At 64.8% G+C, this 14,743-nt stretch carries 12 protein-coding genes; 11 read left to right on the forward strand and 1 reads right to left on the reverse strand.

Annotation, left to right across the window (positions count from 1 at the left end; genetic code table 11):
• Positions 1–262: 262 nt before the first annotated feature.
• From tolQ to ftsH, 10 genes are all read left to right on the forward strand, one after another.
• Positions 263–979, forward strand: a complete 717-nt coding sequence (gene tolQ / locus N2603_RS09070; RefSeq protein WP_018641591.1) for a protein TolQ — start codon at positions 263–265, stop codon at positions 977–979.
• A 145-nt stretch (positions 980–1,124) separates the two neighbouring features.
• Positions 1,125–1,577, forward strand: coding sequence for a protein TolR (gene tolR / locus N2603_RS09075; protein ID WP_260388464.1), 453 nt, complete (start codon positions 1,125–1,127; stop codon positions 1,575–1,577).
• 4 nt (positions 1,578–1,581) lie between these two features.
• A complete protein-coding gene (locus tag N2603_RS09080) occupies positions 1,582–2,541 on the forward strand; it encodes a protein TolA (RefSeq protein WP_260388465.1) in 960 nt (319 codons plus the stop codon).
• Between the two features lie 23 nt (positions 2,542–2,564).
• A complete protein-coding gene (gene tolB / locus N2603_RS09085; RefSeq protein WP_260388466.1) occupies positions 2,565–3,929 on the forward strand; it encodes a Tol-Pal system beta propeller repeat protein TolB in 1,365 nt (454 codons plus the stop codon).
• Between the two features lie 236 nt (positions 3,930–4,165).
• Positions 4,166–6,499 (forward strand): putative bifunctional diguanylate cyclase/phosphodiesterase, encoded by a 2,334-nt coding sequence (locus N2603_RS09090; RefSeq protein ID WP_260388467.1) that lies wholly within the window; start codon positions 4,166–4,168, stop codon positions 6,497–6,499.
• 179 nt (positions 6,500–6,678) lie between these two features.
• Positions 6,679–7,404 (forward strand): N-acyl amino acid synthase FeeM domain-containing protein, encoded by a 726-nt coding sequence (locus N2603_RS09095; protein WP_260388468.1) that lies wholly within the window; start codon positions 6,679–6,681, stop codon positions 7,402–7,404.
• A gap of 249 nt (positions 7,405–7,653) precedes the next feature.
• Positions 7,654–8,142: a peptidoglycan-associated lipoprotein Pal gene (gene pal / locus N2603_RS09100; protein ID WP_018641585.1), complete on the forward strand. Its 489-nt coding sequence runs from the start codon at positions 7,654–7,656 to the stop codon at positions 8,140–8,142.
• Between the two features lie 188 nt (positions 8,143–8,330).
• The gene (ybgF, locus tag N2603_RS09105) at positions 8,331–9,398 is read left to right on the forward strand and encodes a tol-pal system protein YbgF (protein WP_018641584.1); all 1,068 of its coding nucleotides are present in this window, start codon (positions 8,331–8,333) and stop codon (positions 9,396–9,398) included.
• Positions 9,399–9,462: 64 nt separating this feature from the next.
• Positions 9,463–10,548: a tRNA lysidine(34) synthetase TilS gene (gene tilS / locus N2603_RS09110; RefSeq protein WP_260388469.1), complete on the forward strand. Its 1,086-nt coding sequence runs from the start codon at positions 9,463–9,465 to the stop codon at positions 10,546–10,548.
• Positions 10,549–10,816: 268 nt separating this feature from the next.
• Positions 10,817–12,739 carry an ATP-dependent zinc metalloprotease FtsH gene (gene ftsH, locus N2603_RS09115; protein WP_018641582.1) on the forward strand — a complete coding sequence of 641 codons (1,923 nt, stop codon included), beginning with the start codon at positions 10,817–10,819 and terminating at the stop codon, positions 12,737–12,739.
• A gap of 277 nt (positions 12,740–13,016) precedes the next feature.
• Here ftsH and N2603_RS09120 read toward each other — a convergent pair whose 3' ends face one another.
• On the reverse strand, positions 13,017–13,883 hold the full coding sequence (locus N2603_RS09120; RefSeq protein WP_260388470.1) for an alpha/beta fold hydrolase: 867 nt from the start codon (positions 13,881–13,883) through the stop codon (positions 13,017–13,019).
• Positions 13,884–14,166: 283 nt separating this feature from the next.
• On the opposite strand from N2603_RS09120, the gene N2603_RS09125 reads away from it, so the two are divergent.
• Entirely contained in the window at positions 14,167–14,487 is a 321-nt protein-coding gene (locus N2603_RS09125; protein WP_260388471.1) for a BA14K family protein, read from the forward strand.
• Positions 14,488–14,743 lie beyond the last annotated feature (256 nt).

The following is a 14,743-nucleotide window of genomic DNA, read 5'->3' on the forward strand; positions in this document are numbered from 1 at the left end:
CCCCGCATTAACCATCGGCGGGCTCTGGTAAGGGTGGACAGGCGTGCCCGGAGCCCGAAGTCAAGGCCTGGGGTCAAGGCCCCTTAGTTTTGACATCTTGGCAGGGAATGCAGGCGGCCGGCTTTGGACGAGCCCTGCACCCCAGAAAGACAAGGCTTTGAGCGGGCTTGCCGGCTGCGCGGTTGGCGCGGCGGTTGGGGAACCGGCGGACATTTACCGGCCGGGACATGAGGTTGAAGATCGCCTTGAGAGGATACTGCTTATGAATCCGGCCGACGTGGCTCAGTCAGCCCTTCCGGTTGCCGCTTCCGCGGACGTATCGCTGATCGCGCTGTTCTGGCAGGCTCACTGGATCGTGAAAGCGGTGATGCTGGGACTTCTGTCCTGCTCGGTCTGGGTCTGGGCGATCGCCATCGACAAGATCTTCCTGTTCGCCCGCACCCGCCGCTCGATGGACCGGTTCGAACAGGCCTTCTGGTCCGGCGAGTCGATCGAGGAGCTCTATCGCACCCTCTCGGCCAAGCCGACGCATTCCATGGCGGCCTGCTTCGTGGCGGCGATGCGCGAGTGGAAGCGCTCGTTCGAGAGCCACGCCCGCTCGGTCGCGGGCCTGCAGATGCGGATCGACAAGGTCATGAACGTCTCGATCGCCCGCGAAGTCGAGCGGCTGGAACGCCGCCTTTTGGTGCTCGCCACCGTCGGCTCGGCCGGCCCCTTCGTCGGCCTGTTCGGCACGGTCTGGGGCATCATGTCGAGCTTCCAGTCGATCGCGGCGTCGAAAAATACCTCCCTTGCGGTGGTGGCCCCCGGTATTGCCGAGGCGCTGTTTGCGACCGCGGTCGGCCTTATCGCCGCCATTCCTGCCACTATTTTCTACAATAAGTTCACTTCCGAGGTGAACCGGCAGGCCCAGCGGCTCGAAGGCTTCGCTGATGAATTTTCAGCCATCTTGTCCCGTCAGATCGACGAGCGGGGCTGACGGACGGCATGTATAGAGCGTTTTCGAGCGAAGTGGGAACCGGTTCGCGTAAAGAAAACGCGTCAAAACCAGGATACAGAGCCTCGCTCCGATTCCATCGGAACGGAAAGGTCTTTAGTGTGAAGGGCAATTTGGGCACGCGATCATGGCCATGAACGTTGCGAGTTCGTCCGGCGGCGGCGGGCGCCGTGGCCGGCGCAAGCCCGTCGTGGCCGAGATCAACGTCACGCCGATGGTCGACGTGATGCTGGTGCTGCTCATCATCTTCATGGTGTCGGCGCCGATGCTGACGGTCGGCGTGCCGCTCGACCTGCCGCAGACCCAGGCCAAGAGCCTCGAGAACAACGACCAGAAGCCGATCCAGATGTCGGTGGACATCAAGGGCAAGGTGTTCATCAACGATTCCGAGATCGCGATCAACGATCTGATACCGAAGCTGAAGGCGATCACGGACGCGCGCGGCGGGCTCGAGGAGCGCATCTATCTGCGCGCCGACAAGAAGGCGGATTACGGCACGGTGGCCAAGGTGATGGGCCTGTTGTCCGGTGCCGGATTCAAGAAGCTCGCCCTCGTCACGGAAGCGGATCAGGGGTCCTAAGCCGGTGAAGGTGAACGTCGACAAGACACTCGTTGCGTCGATTGCCCTCCATGTCCTCGTGCTGGGATGGGGCCTCGTCACCTTTAGCAGCAAGGCCTACATCGCGCCGGAGGAGTCGCTTCCGGTCGACATCATCTCCACCGATCAGCTCGCCAAGATGATGGCGGGGCAGAAGACCGGCAAGAAGGAAGAGCCGAAGCCCAAGGTCGAGAAGATCGCCGAGGCCAAGCCCGAAGAGGACGCCGTCGGCAAGGTCACCGAGAAGAAAGAGCTGATCAAGACCAACTCGACGCCGGAGCCGCCGCCGAAGCCCGTGGAGAAGCCGGTCGAGAAGAAGCCTGAGCCGCCGAAGCCGGTCGCCGAGGCGAAGCCGAAGGAAGAGCCGAAGCCGCAGGAAAAGAAGCCTGATCCGGCCAAGGAAGATCCGATCGCCGAGCTGCAGAAGAAGCTGGATACCAAGAAGCCGCCGCCGAAGCCCGTCGAGCAGAAGGTCGCGGCCGTGCAGCCGCAGCAGCAGCCGAAACCGAAGGAGCGCAGCTTCGATCCCGCGCAGATCCAGCGCGATCTCGACAAGCGCGCTGCGACCCGCCACGAGCAGACCGGCTCCGCATTGAATGCGTCGGCCTCGCTGGGAGCGGCGACCGGGACCGCGGCCAACAACGTCGCGACCTGGCGCGGTGCATTCCAGGGCGCGGTCAAGCGCTGCTTCACGCCCACCTATAACGGCCAGGACGCCGATCAATACGAGGCCGACATCGACATTCCCATGAAGATCGATGGATCGCTGGCATCCGAGCCGATCGTCGTCGCGGTGAGGGGACCGTCGCGGTCGATCGCCCAGGCGGTAGCCGAGAGCGCCAAGCGCGCCATCGTGCAGTGCCAGGTCTATTCGTTCATGCCGAAGCAGCAGTACGAGAGCTGGAAGCTCATTCCGATGACTTTCGGCCTGAAAGATATGTTGTGACATCCGAACAAAAGAATTTTGCAATGAATGACGCCCGATCGATCACCCGCCGCCGCTTCATGACCGTCACCGGATCGGCGCTCGCCATGCTCGGGGGCGGACATGCGTTCGCTCAAGGCCAGCCGCGACTGCGCATCGATCCTACCGAATTCCAGCCGATCCCGATCGCGATCTCCGGCTTCGTGCCGGGCTCGCCGTCCGACGGCGACGTCGGCAACGGCGTCACCCAGGTCATCACCAACAACCTGAAGCGCTCGGGCCTGTTCGCACCGATCGATCAGGCCGCCTTCATCGAGCGCATCAGCAACATCGACGTCGCGCCGCAATTCCAGAACTGGAAGACCATCAACGCGCAGGCCCTCGTCACCGGCCGCATGACGCGGCAGCCGGACGGCCGCCTCAAGGCCGAATTCCGCCTGTGGGACGTGGTCACCGGCCAGCAGCTGGCGGGACAGCAATATTTCACCTCGCCGGAATATTGGCGCCGCATCGCCCACATCATCTCCGACCAGATCTACGAGCGCATGACCGGCGAGAAGGGCTATTTCGACAGCCGCGTCGTGTTTGTCGACGAGACCGGGCCGAAGGAGCGCCGCGTCAAGCGGCTCGCCATGATGGACCAGGACGGCGCCAATGTGCGGTACCTCACCCGCGGCTCCGACCTCGTGCTGACGCCGCGCTTCTCGCCGAACTCGCAAGAGATCACCTACATGGAGTTCGGCCAGGGCGATCCGAAGGTCTATCTCTTCAACATCGAGACCGGCCAGCGCGAGATCGTCGGCAACTTCCCCGGCATGACCTTCGCGCCGCGCTTCTCGCCGGACGGCCAGCGCGTCATCATGAGCCTGCAGCAGGGCGGCAATTCCAACCTGTTCGTGATGGATCTGCGCTCGCGCTCGACCACGCGCCTCACCGACACGCCGGCGATCGACACGTCGCCTTCCTATTCGCCGGACGGCACCCGCATCTGCTTCGAGTCCGATCGCGGCGGCAGGTCGCAGATCTATGTGATGGCGGCGGGCGGGGGACAGGCGCAGCGCATCTCCTTCTCCAAGGACGACACCAACGCCAGCTATTCGACACCGGTGTGGTCGCCGAAGGGCGATTACATCGCCTTTACCCGGCAAGGCGGCGGGCAATTCTCGATCGGCGTCATGAAGCCCGATGGCAGCGGCGAGCGGCTGCTCACCTCCGGCTTCCACAACGAGGGTCCGACCTTCTCGCCCAACGGCCGCGTGCTGATGTTCTTCCGCGATCCCGGTGGCAACGGCGGACCGTCGCTGTACAGCGTCGACATTTCCGGCCGCAACGAGCTGAAGGTGCCGACGCCAGGCTTCGCCTCAGACCCGGCATGGTCCCCGCTATTGTCCTCGACTGCTGGCCAATAAATCGCGTGTTCAGACGCGCGATGTTTCCGAAAAAAAGCGCCGATTTTTTCGCGTTCGGTGGGGAAAGCAAGCTTTCCTTCACCTTGTGCGCGGCAACGCTTGCCTAGTTGCTTGATATTTCAGCAGAATCGAGTTCGCAATTGCCGAAAAACAACTCGACTTTAACGATGTTCCCTCAGAAAGGCTTCACCTGGGCTGGGTAAAAGTACGCTCTAAACAGGACGCGTAATTAGCCAATGCAGCTGGCCGACCAGAAGCAGAGCGATCGAGACGAGCTGGAGCCGATACTCTACGCCGCTCTGATCAACTCTATGGTGCAGAATTTCTGGGCGATCTTCCTGGGCTCGGCCTCCGCGGCCGTGGCCGCGGTCATGACTGCGCTCAAGACCGGCGACGTCTGGCTATGGCCGCTCGCATTTCTGCTGATCGCCATCGGCACTGCGCGCGCGTTCCAGATGCGCGGATACGAGAACCGCGCGCACCCGCTGTCGTTCGAGGAAGCCAAGCATCTGGAGCCGCGCTACTGGTTCGGCGCCCTCAGCTATGCGGCGGTACTCGGCATATGGTCCTTCGTCGTCATCTACAACAACGAGGATCCGGTGGCCGACATGCTCGCTGTCGCCATCGGCATCGGCTACACCGCCGGCGGCGCCGCCCGCAATTACGGCCAGCCCCGGGTGATCCAATGGCACGTCGCGCTCGCCTGCGGTCCGATGTCGCTCGGGCTGCTGCTGCACGGCGGCCCCTACCACGTCGGTCTTGCGATCCTGCTGATGTTCTTCTTCATCGGCTTGAAGAACATCAACCTCAGCCTGCATGCGATCTTCGTCAAGGCGCTGACCTCGAGCTTCCGCGAATCCGCGCTGGCGAGCCAGTTCGACACCGCGCTTAACAACATGCCGCATGGCCTGTGCATGTTTCGCGCCGACCGGCGCCTCGCAGTGATGAACCATCGCTTCGGCGAGCTGATGGGCCTGCCCGAGGACCTGGTCAAGCGCGGCGCCACCGCGGCCGACATCGTGTCGGCCTGCATCGCCGCGGGCTCCATCTCGGCGGAGAGCGGCAACCAGATCCTGGCCGAGATCGCCCATGCGCGGATCTGCGAGATCGTCACCGCCGATCCGGATCTTTCGCGCGGCCGTACCCTGGCCTGGACGTTCCAGCCGATGACCGGCGGCGGCACCGTGCTGCTGCTCGAAGACATCACCGAGCGCACCAACGCCGAAGCCCGCATCAGCCATCTCGCCCGCTATGACGAGCTCACCGCGCTGCCCAACCGGGTCTCTTTCCGCGACGAGATCGAACGGCTGCTGGCCTTTGCCCACCACGCCGAACGGCTCTCGGCGCTGCTGTTCGTCGACCTCGACCAGTTCAAGCAGGTCAACGACACGCTCGGTCATCCCTGCGGCGACCAGCTCCTGTGCGCGGTCGCCAATCGCCTGCGCGAGATGCTGCGGCCCGAGGATTTCGTCGCCCGCTTCGGCGGTGACGAGTTCGTCGTGTTCCAGCAGAACATCTCTTCGGCCGAGGACGCCGCGAGCCTCGCCCGCCGCATCGTCGAGCGCCTGAGCGAGCGCTACCGCATCGACAATCACCTGGTTGAGATCGGCGCCAGCGTCGGCATCGCGCTGACCTCGCCGGACGGCAAGGTCAGCGCCGACACCCTGCTGAAGAACGCCGACATGGCGCTGTACCGCGCCAAGGCCGACGGCCGCGGCACCTTCTGCTTCTTCCGCGACGAGATGGCGGCGACCGTCGAGGCGCGCCGCATCCTCGAACTCGACCTGCGCAAGGCGCTCGCCAACGAGGAGTTCGAGCTGTTCTACCAGCCGCTGGTCAATCTGAAGTCCGGCAAGATCACGACCTGCGAGGCGCTGCTGCGCTGGAATCATCCGGTGCGCGGCACGGTTTCGCCTGTCGACATTATCCCGGTCGCCGAGGACATGGGCCTGATCGTCGATCTCGGCCGCTGGATCCTGCGCCGCGCCTGCATGGAATGCATGAAGTGGCCGGAGAGCGTCAGCGTCGCCGTCAACTTCTCGCCGCAGCAATTCCACCAGCGCGACGTGCTGAGCGAGATCCGCTACGCGCTGGAGGTCTCAGGGCTTCCGGCGCATCGCCTTGAGATCGAGATCACCGAGTCCTCCCTGCTGCGCAACACCCAGCTCACCCACGATATCCTGTCGCAGCTGCATGCGCTCGGCGTGCGCATCTCGCTCGACGATTTCGGCACCGGCTATTCCAGCCTCAGCTATCTGCACAATTTCCCGATGCAGAAGGTGAAGATCGACCGTTCGTTCCTGGAAGGAATCGACACCGACCGGCCGCTCACGCTGCTGCGCGGCGTGGCACGCCTGTCGGCCGACCTCGGCATGGCTGTCGTGGTCGAGGGCATCGAGACCAACGAGCAGCTCGAGCTGATCAGCGCCGACGGCACCGTGTCCGAGGCGCAAGGTTATCTGTTCAGCCGTCCGGTGCCCGCCGTGCGGATGCGCCAGCTCCTCAACGCCTCGCATGGACGGCGCGGCGAGAGCCTGCTCCAGGTCGTGGGCTCGCGCTCCTTCGCCTGATTCCGCTTCCCGAAATCTCCCGTTGTTTCAACTTGTTGCCGGCTACCGTAGTGCTACGGGGGGTTAACCCTAACACTTCGATTGCTTTGCTTCATTGTTAAGAAGCTGTTAATAAATCATCACGCGCGTGGAAGTTGTCCCGCGCGGATGCGGTGTGCGGTGGCGGGTAAGGAGTTGGAATGCAGTCCTCAGCCAGAGCGATCATTTCGGCTGTTGGACGGGGTGCCGAGCTCCTGACCGACGTCGATTATCATCTTGCGGAAACGGCCGCGGAGAAGGAGGAGATCTACAATCTCCGCTATCGCGCCTATCTGCGCGAGGGCGCCGTCAAGGAATCTCCTGATACGCGCGTCACCGACCAGTACGACGAACTGCCGAACGCGTGGACCTTCGGCGTCTATCTCCGGGGCAAGCTCTGCAGCTCGGTGCGCATCAGCGTGCTGACCTCGGAATGGCGCCAGTCCACTTCGGCCGACGTCTTTCCCGATATCCTGCTGCCGCGGCTCGATCGCGGCGAGATCATGATCGACCCGACCCGGTTCGTCGCCGATCCCGACCAGGTCAAGCGCGTCCCCGAATTGCCCTATCTGACGACCCGGCTCGCCTACATGGCGTGCGAGCATTTCCATGCCGATCTCGGCCTTGCGATCGTGCGTCCGGAGCATCAGGCCTTCTACCGGCGGGTGTTCCTGCACGAGACCATTGCCGAGCCGCGGCTGGTCCCCGGTCTCACCAAGCCGTTCGGACTGATGGCGGCGGACTTCCCGACCTTCCGCAGGAAGGTGTTCGAGCGCTATCCGATCATGCGCTCCACCGCCTTCGAGCGGCGGATGCTGTTCGGGCGCGGCGGTCAGCGCCAGGTCCCGCAGCGGCGCGTGCTGGTGGCGGACGCCGTTCACGCCTGACTGAAGGCTGTCGGCAGCAAGGGGCTCAGGCCCAAAATTCAAGCAAAGCCAGCGATTTTGCCGGCTAACGCGGCTTGCCTTCACCCTCGCGCCACATTTACAACCCATTAACCATGACGGTTGCTTTTCGCTGGTTGGGGGCATTTGACCGGCTGTGGCAAGGTTCCGTCAAGGTTGACGGAACGTTCGCTTAACCAACCCCCTGTAGACCGGACAGCAGTGGACTAACGTGAGCGTGGAGGCTCCGGAATGAAACATCCTATGCGTATCCTCCAGGGATTGAAGCTGGCCGCGGTGCTTGCCGTCGCGCTGTCGATGGGCGCCTGCGCCAACAAGAATGCTGCGACGGATGCGATGGCCAATGCGGCGACGCCGGGCAGCCAGCAGGACTTCGTCGTGAACGTGGGCGACCGCGTGTTCTTCGAAAGCGACCAGACCGATCTGACCCCGCAGGCGATCGTGACCCTGGAGAAGCAGGCGCAGTGGCTCCAGACCTATCCGCGCTACTCCTTCACCATCGAGGGTCATGCCGACGAGCGCGGCACCCGCGAATACAACATCGCGCTCGGCGCGCGTCGTGCCCAGTCGGTGCGTTCGTTCCTCGCCTCGCGCGGCATCGATCCGAACCGCATGCGCACGATCTCCTACGGCAAGGAGCGGCCGGTCGCCGTCTGTAACGACATCTCCTGCTGGTCGCAGAACCGCCGCGCCGTCACCGTGCTGAACGCGAGCTCCTGACGCTTCAGTCAGGCGCCGTTCATCTTCAGAAAACGATCATGCCGGCGCCCTCACGGGCGCCGGTTTCGTTTCAGCGATCTGTGACAGAAACCCCTTTGTAGCAGTCACATTTTTGGCGTACTCCACTTCAATGTGTGGCGCGTCGAAGGTTCCGTCGCAGGCCATTTCGCTTTCGTCGTCAGGGCAAGATGTCATCCAGATTTAAGGTTCTTACCGGCTCCGTGGCGACCGCCGCGCTGCTCTCCTTGTGCGCGCCGGTCCTGGCTCAATCGATCTTGGCCCAGACGGATGACGATCCCGAGATGCGGATCGAGCGCCTGGAGAACCAGCTGCGCCAGCTCACCGGCCAGAACGAGGAACTGCAATACCGCAACCGGCAGCTCGAGGAGCGCCTGCGCGCGCTCGAGGGCGGCGCGCAAGTCCAGCCGGGACAGCAGCCGGTCCAGCCCGGCGTCGCGGCCGTACCGCCGGCGCAAATTTCGCCCCCTCAAGGCGCGCCGGCCTATCGCCAGCAGCAGCAGGCCGTGCAACCCAATTACGAGCAGCCGCAGACCGCAGGCCCCGCGCCGATCGTTCAGGAGCAGCCGGCGCCCGGCGCCCCCGGCACGCGCCGCCGCGGCGATGCCTTTGATCCGAACCAGAATCCGAACGCGCCCGGCGCGCCCCGCGCCCTCGGCGGCGGACAGCAGCCGATGTCGGCGGGAGCCGGCGCGCCCGGCGGACGCAATGCCGGCGACCCGCTCGATCTCGCCAATACCAGCCCGCGCTACCAGCAAGGTGTGCCGCCCGCGGCCCAGCCGGGCTATCCGCCGGCCCAGCAGGGCTATCCGGCGCAGGGTGGCGGCGCTGGCCTCACGACCTTGCCGCCCTCGGCGACGCCGCGCGACGAGTTCGACCTCGGCATCGGCTACATGCAGCGCAAGGACTATGCGCTGGCCGAGCAGACCATGAAGAACTTTGCGCAGAAATATCCGAACGACCCGCTGCTCGGCGACGCGCAATACTGGCTCGGCGAGAGCTATTTCCAGCGCCAGCAATATCGCGATTCCGCCGAGGCATTCCTCGCCGTCACCACCAAATACGACAAATCGGCCAAGGCGCCCGATGCGCTGCTGCGGCTCGGCCAGTCGCTCGCCGCGCTGAAGGAGAAGGAGGCCGCCTGCGCCGCCTTCGGCGAGATCGGCCGCAAATATCCGCGCGCCTCCGCCGGCGTCAAAGCCGCGGTCGACCGCGAGCAGAAGCGGGTGAAGTGCTGATCCGCTGACAAGGCGGATGGCATTGCGCTAAACAGTCGATCCATCCGTGGACGATTGCAGCGTCATGTCAGACGACGACAATTCACCGATCTCGGCGCGCGCGGCGAAGCAACTCTTCGCTGATCTCCGCGGCGCGCCGGCCCTGGTGCTCGCGGTCTCCGGCGGGCCCGACTCCGTCGCGCTGATGTGGCTCGCGGCGCGCTGGCAGCGCAGTTTTTCGCGCGGTCCTCGTCTGCTCGTTGTCACCGTCGATCACGGCCTGCGGCCGGAGGCGGCGCGCGAGGCGCGCGAGGTCAAGCGGCTTGCGGCCGAGCTCGGCCTGCCGCACCGGACCCTGCGCTGGCGGGGCGCCAAGCCGAAGACTGGACTGCCTGCAGCCGCGCGCGAGGCGCGCTACCGCCTGCTGACGCAAGCGGCGCGCGCCGCCGGCGCGAGCCATGTGGTGACCGCCCACACCCGCGACGACCAGGCCGAGACCCTCCTGATGCGCATGCTTCGGGGCAGCGGGCTTGCAGGACTGTCGGCGATGGCACAGCTGACGGAGCGCGACGGCATCGTGCTGGCGCGTCCGCTGCTCGACATCCCGAAGTCGCAGCTGATCGCGACCTTGAAGCGGGCGAAAGTCGCCTTCGCCGACGATCCCACCAACCGCGACACGGCCTTCACCCGGCCGCGGCTGCGCGCGCTGCTGCCGCAGCTCGCAGCCGAGGGCGGCGACAGCAGGAGCCTTGCACGGCTCGCGGGCAGGCTGTCGCGCGCCAATGCGGCGGTCGAGGTGCTGGTCGATGGTGCCGAGCGGTTTCTTCAATTGCGGGCGCGCGGCGATGCGCCGCAGGTGGGCGTTCGCAGCTTCGAGGCCGACGCCTTTGCCCTCCTGCCGGAGGAAGTCCGCCTGCGCCTCCTGCTGCGCGCCATCAATGCCCTCGGCCATGAAGGGCCGGCGGAACTCGGCAAGGTCGAAACTTTGTTGTCCGTGCTCGATCAGGCCCTGGCTCTGGGTCCCCGCGCAGCCGCAAATGGCCGATCGGTCCTGAAGCAGACCCTTGCGGGAGCCTTGATCAGCCTTGCCGGCGGGCGTATCCACATCGCGCCTGCGCCGGCGCGGCGGCCCCGAAAGGGGACTAGAAGGGCGGATGAGGGCGGATCATGACACCGGCCGCTTCCGCATGCCGCCGTCAGGACACCTTAACCAGGCAGGAAAAACCCGGCTTCCGGCGCCATTATTTCAGCGGGAATCGCTCTAAGATGGGCTAAATAGTCCCATCTCGTTCCCTTGGCAGCGGGCGGGGCGGCACCTAAATTGTATGCGTCTAACGATGAGGATTCCTTGGGGATTTCCTCGAATTGCCCCAAGTCACTGGGTCGAGTAACTCCTGAAGGATCAGGGCCGCGATCCGCGCGACCACGAAGGAAGATCGATGAACGCCAATCTGCGCAACTTCGCCCTCTGGGTCATCATTGTCTTGTTGCTGTTGGCATTGTTCACGCTCTTCCAGAATCCGGGTCAGCGCGCCTCCTCGCAGGACATCGCCTTCTCCCAGCTGCTGAGCGAAGTTGACCGCGGCAATGTGCGCGACGTCGTGATCCAGGGCCCGGACATCCACGGCACCTTCACCAACGGCTCCAGCTTCCAGACCTATGCGCCGAACGACCCGACGCTGGTCAAGCGCCTCTATGACAGCAAGGTCCAGATCACCGCGAAGCCGCCGGGCGACAACGTGCCCTGGTTCGTCTCGCTGCTGGTCTCCTGGCTGCCCTTCATCGCGCTGATCGGCGTCTGGATCTTCCTGTCGCGCCAGATGCAGGGCGGCGCCGGCAAGGCCATGGGTTTTGGCAAGTCGCGCGCAAAAATGCTGACCGAAGCGCATGGCCGCGTCACCTTCGAGGACGTCGCCGGCGTGGACGAGGCCAAGCAGGACCTGCAGGAGATCGTCGAATTCCTCCGCGACCCCGGCAAATTCCAGCGCCTCGGCGGCCGCATTCCGCGCGGCGTGCTGCTGGTCGGCCCTCCCGGCACCGGTAAGACCCTGATCGCGCGTGCGGTCGCGGGCGAAGCCAACGTGCCCTTCTTCACCATCTCCGGTTCGGACTTCGTCGAGATGTTCGTCGGCGTCGGCGCATCCCGCGTCCGTGACATGTTCGAGCAGGCCAAGAAGAACGCGCCCTGCATCATCTTCATCGACGAAATCGACGCCGTCGGCCGTCACCGCGGCGCCGGTCTCGGCGGCGGCAATGACGAGCGCGAGCAGACGCTGAACCAGCTGCTGGTCGAGATGGACGGCTTCGAGGCCAACGAGGGCGTGATCCTGATCGCCGCGACCAACCGTCCCGACGTGCTCGATCCCGCGCTGCTTCGTCCGGGCCGCTTCGACCGTCAGGTCGTGGTGCCGAACCCCGACGTCGTCGGCCGCGAGCAGATCCTCAAGGTCCACGTCCGCAAGGTTCCGCTGGCCCCGGATATCAACCTCAAGACCATCGCGCGCGGCACTCCGGGCTTCTCCGGCGCCGACCTGATGAACCTGGTCAACGAGGCTGCGCTGACCGCCGCCCGCCGCAACAAGCGGATGGTGACGCAGGCCGAGTTCGAGGAGGCCAAGGACAAGGTGATGATGGGCGCCGAGCGCAAGTCGCTCGTCATGACCGAGGAAGAGAAGCTGTTGACGGCCTATCACGAGGGCGGCCACGCCATCGTCGGCCTCAACGTGCCCGCGACCGATCCGATCCACAAGGCGACCATCATCCCGCGCGGACGTGCGCTGGGCATGGTCATGCAGCTGCCCGAGCGCGACAAGCTGTCGATGTCGCTGGAGCAGATGACCTCGCGCCTCGCCATCATGATGGGCGGCCGCGTCGCCGAAGAGCTGATCTTCGGTCGCGAGAAGGTGACCTCGGGTGCCGCCTCCGACATCGAGCAGGCCACGCGCCTCGCCCGGATGATGGTGACGCGCTGGGGCCTGTCGGAAGAGCTCGGCACCGTCTCCTATGGTGAGAACCAGGACGAGGTCTTCCTGGGCATGTCGGTCTCGCGCACGCAGAACGCTTCTGAAGCGACCGTGCAGAAGATCGACTCCGAGATCCGCCGTCTGGTCGAGGAAGGCTACAAGGAAGCGACCCGCATCCTCACCGAGAAGCACGCCGACCTCGAAGCACTCGCCAAGGGCCTGCTCGAGTTCGAAACGCTCTCCGGCGACGAGATCGTCGACCTGCTCAAGGGCAAGAAGCCGAACCGCGAGTCCGTGCTCGAGCCGACCACCCCGCGCGCCTCCGCCGTGCCCCCGGCCGGCAAGTCGCGCCCGCGGCCCGATCCGGATCCCGGCCTGGAGCCGCAGCCGCAGGCATAATGCAAGCGGCATAGTGAATTGAAAAACGCGGCGGCAACGCCGCGTTTTTTGTTGGTCTCGTCATTGCGAGCGCAGCGAAGCAATCCAGGCTGTCACCGCGGAAAGGCTCTGGATTGCTTCGCTGCGCTCGCAATGACGATGTGGATGCAGCTCCGCTTTAACGACGCGGCACCGGCCTCGTAGGGTGGGCAAAGGCGCGTAGCGCCTTGCCCACCATCTCTCGGCGGTCATGAGAGAAGTCGTGGGCACACTGTCGCTTTGCCCACCCTACGATATCTCACTTCGCCGCAGCTCTCGGCGTATCCCGCCGCTCCAGAAAACGCAGCACGTCCTCGTTGAACTGCTCCGGATCCTGCAGGAACGAGAAGTGGCTGACCTCCGGCTGGATCAAGAGGCCGGCGCCGGGAATGTTCGCCGCCATGAACTCTGTGTTCTCGCGCTTGATCGCCTCGTCGTGGTCGCCGTCCACGATCCAGGTCGGCACCTTGATTCCCGCAAGGTCCGAGGCCGTCCATTTCGGCTGGCTCTCCCACATCTTGGTGATCTCGTCGACGAAGCTCTTGTACTGCGTCGGCGTCGGCGAGAGGCGCTTGTACTCTTCGCCCGCCCGCGCGATGTAGGCGTTGAAGACCTCGCTCGCCGCAATGTCGGCGACGCCTGATGGATCGGAGTTCGCTGCAAACGCGAACAGCCTGCTCACCCGCTCCGGATGCTTCATGGCGATGTCGAGACCGATGATCGCCCCGTCGCTCCAGCCGACGATCGCCGCCTTCTTGATCTCTAAGTGATCGAGCAGTCCGATCACGTCCGATGCCATCCGATCATAGCCATAGGGCTCCTGGTTGCGGCTGCTGCGCCCGTGTCCGCGGCTCTCCATGACGATGACCTGATAATGCCGTTGCAGCGCGCGGACCTGATGCCCCCAGTAATTGGCGTTGGCGAGACCGCCATGCAGCAACAGCACGGGCTCGCCCCGGCCGAACACGGCGTACCAGACCTTGATGCCGTTGACCGGCGCAAAGCCGCTCTGCGCCGCCTTGGGCAAGGTCGGCGTCGGCGGCAGGTTCAGCCATCGCGGTGCCGCGTGCGCCGTGCTGATCGAGACGGCGATGAGCAATGCGGCGAAGAGATTGCGAACTATCATGATGCGCCTTCCTGTTCGATCGTCGGATATTAGCGCATTGCGACGCCGGCGCGTCAGTCTCGAGGCCGCGTCGCACCGAGACGTGAACACGGCAGAACTCGCTGGCCCTGCGGAGATGGATCATTCGCCGCGTTCCGCAAACAAACGACTCTTTCTGCATTCGAACGGCGACATTGCGCCCCGCCGCGCGTATCGGGCGCCTCTAGCTTGTCCGGCGCACCATGTCGATCCACTTCCTGCCGCACCGGCCGCACGATGCACCGGCCCATGATGGAGATCGACCATGACTGGATTCAAGACTTTCGCTGCCGTGGCCTTGTTGTCGGCCCTGACCGCAACCACCGCCTACGCGCAATCCGGCTTTGCAAGCAGCCACCCGGATACGTACGAGGCGGAGAACCCCAATCGCAACCTGAATGGCACGCTGACGCCTGCAGGCCGGCTGGGCCTCGAGCTGCCGGACGGCGCAGCTCCTGCGCAAGGCGTGGACAACGTGGTGGCTCGCGCGGATGGCTCGCGGTCTTGCGCCGAGCGCTATCGTTCCTTCGACCCGGCAACGGGCACCTACCTGGGCTTCGACGGCAGCCGCCATCCCTGCAGGTAATGCGGCGCGCAAATCACCGATCCGGCTACAGGACGTAGCAAGCCGTAGGGTGGGCAAGGGCGCCCCTGCGCCGTGCCCACCATCTCTCGGCAGTCGCGACACACGTGGTGGGCACGCCTAGCGCTTTGCCCACCCTACGATCGCTGTTCCAGACCGGGGCGATCGTGTCGCGGGCCTTTGCCCGCCATTTACCATCAGCCGGTGTGCCAATTCTGGAACGCCGATTCATCCGCCATTAGCGTTTGTGGTTTAGCTC

This window comes from Bradyrhizobium huanghuaihaiense (genome assembly GCF_025200885.1).
GTDB classification, from domain to species: Bacteria; Pseudomonadota; Alphaproteobacteria; order Rhizobiales; family Xanthobacteraceae; genus Bradyrhizobium; species Bradyrhizobium huanghuaihaiense.

Excerpts from the sequence above, each read along its gene's own strand:
- tolQ (WP_018641591.1), top strand. The coding sequence starts at position 263 with ATGAATCCGGCCGACGTGGCTCAGTCAGCCCTTCCGGTTGCCGCTTCC.
- tolR (WP_260388464.1), top strand. The coding sequence starts at position 1,125 with ATGGCCATGAACGTTGCGAGTTCGTCCGGCGGCGGCGGGCGCCGTGGC.
- tolB (WP_260388466.1), top strand. The coding sequence starts at position 2,565 with ATGAATGACGCCCGATCGATCACCCGCCGCCGCTTCATGACCGTCACC.
- N2603_RS09090 (WP_260388467.1), top strand. The coding sequence starts at position 4,166 with ATGCAGCTGGCCGACCAGAAGCAGAGCGATCGAGACGAGCTGGAGCCG.
- N2603_RS09095 (WP_260388468.1), top strand. The coding sequence starts at position 6,679 with ATGCAGTCCTCAGCCAGAGCGATCATTTCGGCTGTTGGACGGGGTGCC.
- pal (WP_018641585.1), top strand. The coding sequence starts at position 7,654 with ATGAAACATCCTATGCGTATCCTCCAGGGATTGAAGCTGGCCGCGGTG.
- ybgF (WP_018641584.1), top strand. The coding sequence starts at position 8,331 with ATGTCATCCAGATTTAAGGTTCTTACCGGCTCCGTGGCGACCGCCGCG.
- tilS (WP_260388469.1), top strand. The coding sequence starts at position 9,463 with ATGTCAGACGACGACAATTCACCGATCTCGGCGCGCGCGGCGAAGCAA.
- ftsH (WP_018641582.1), top strand. The coding sequence starts at position 10,817 with ATGAACGCCAATCTGCGCAACTTCGCCCTCTGGGTCATCATTGTCTTG.
- N2603_RS09120 (WP_260388470.1), bottom strand. The coding sequence starts at position 13,883 with ATGATAGTTCGCAATCTCTTCGCCGCATTGCTCATCGCCGTCTCGATC.
- N2603_RS09125 (WP_260388471.1), top strand. The coding sequence starts at position 14,167 with ATGACTGGATTCAAGACTTTCGCTGCCGTGGCCTTGTTGTCGGCCCTG.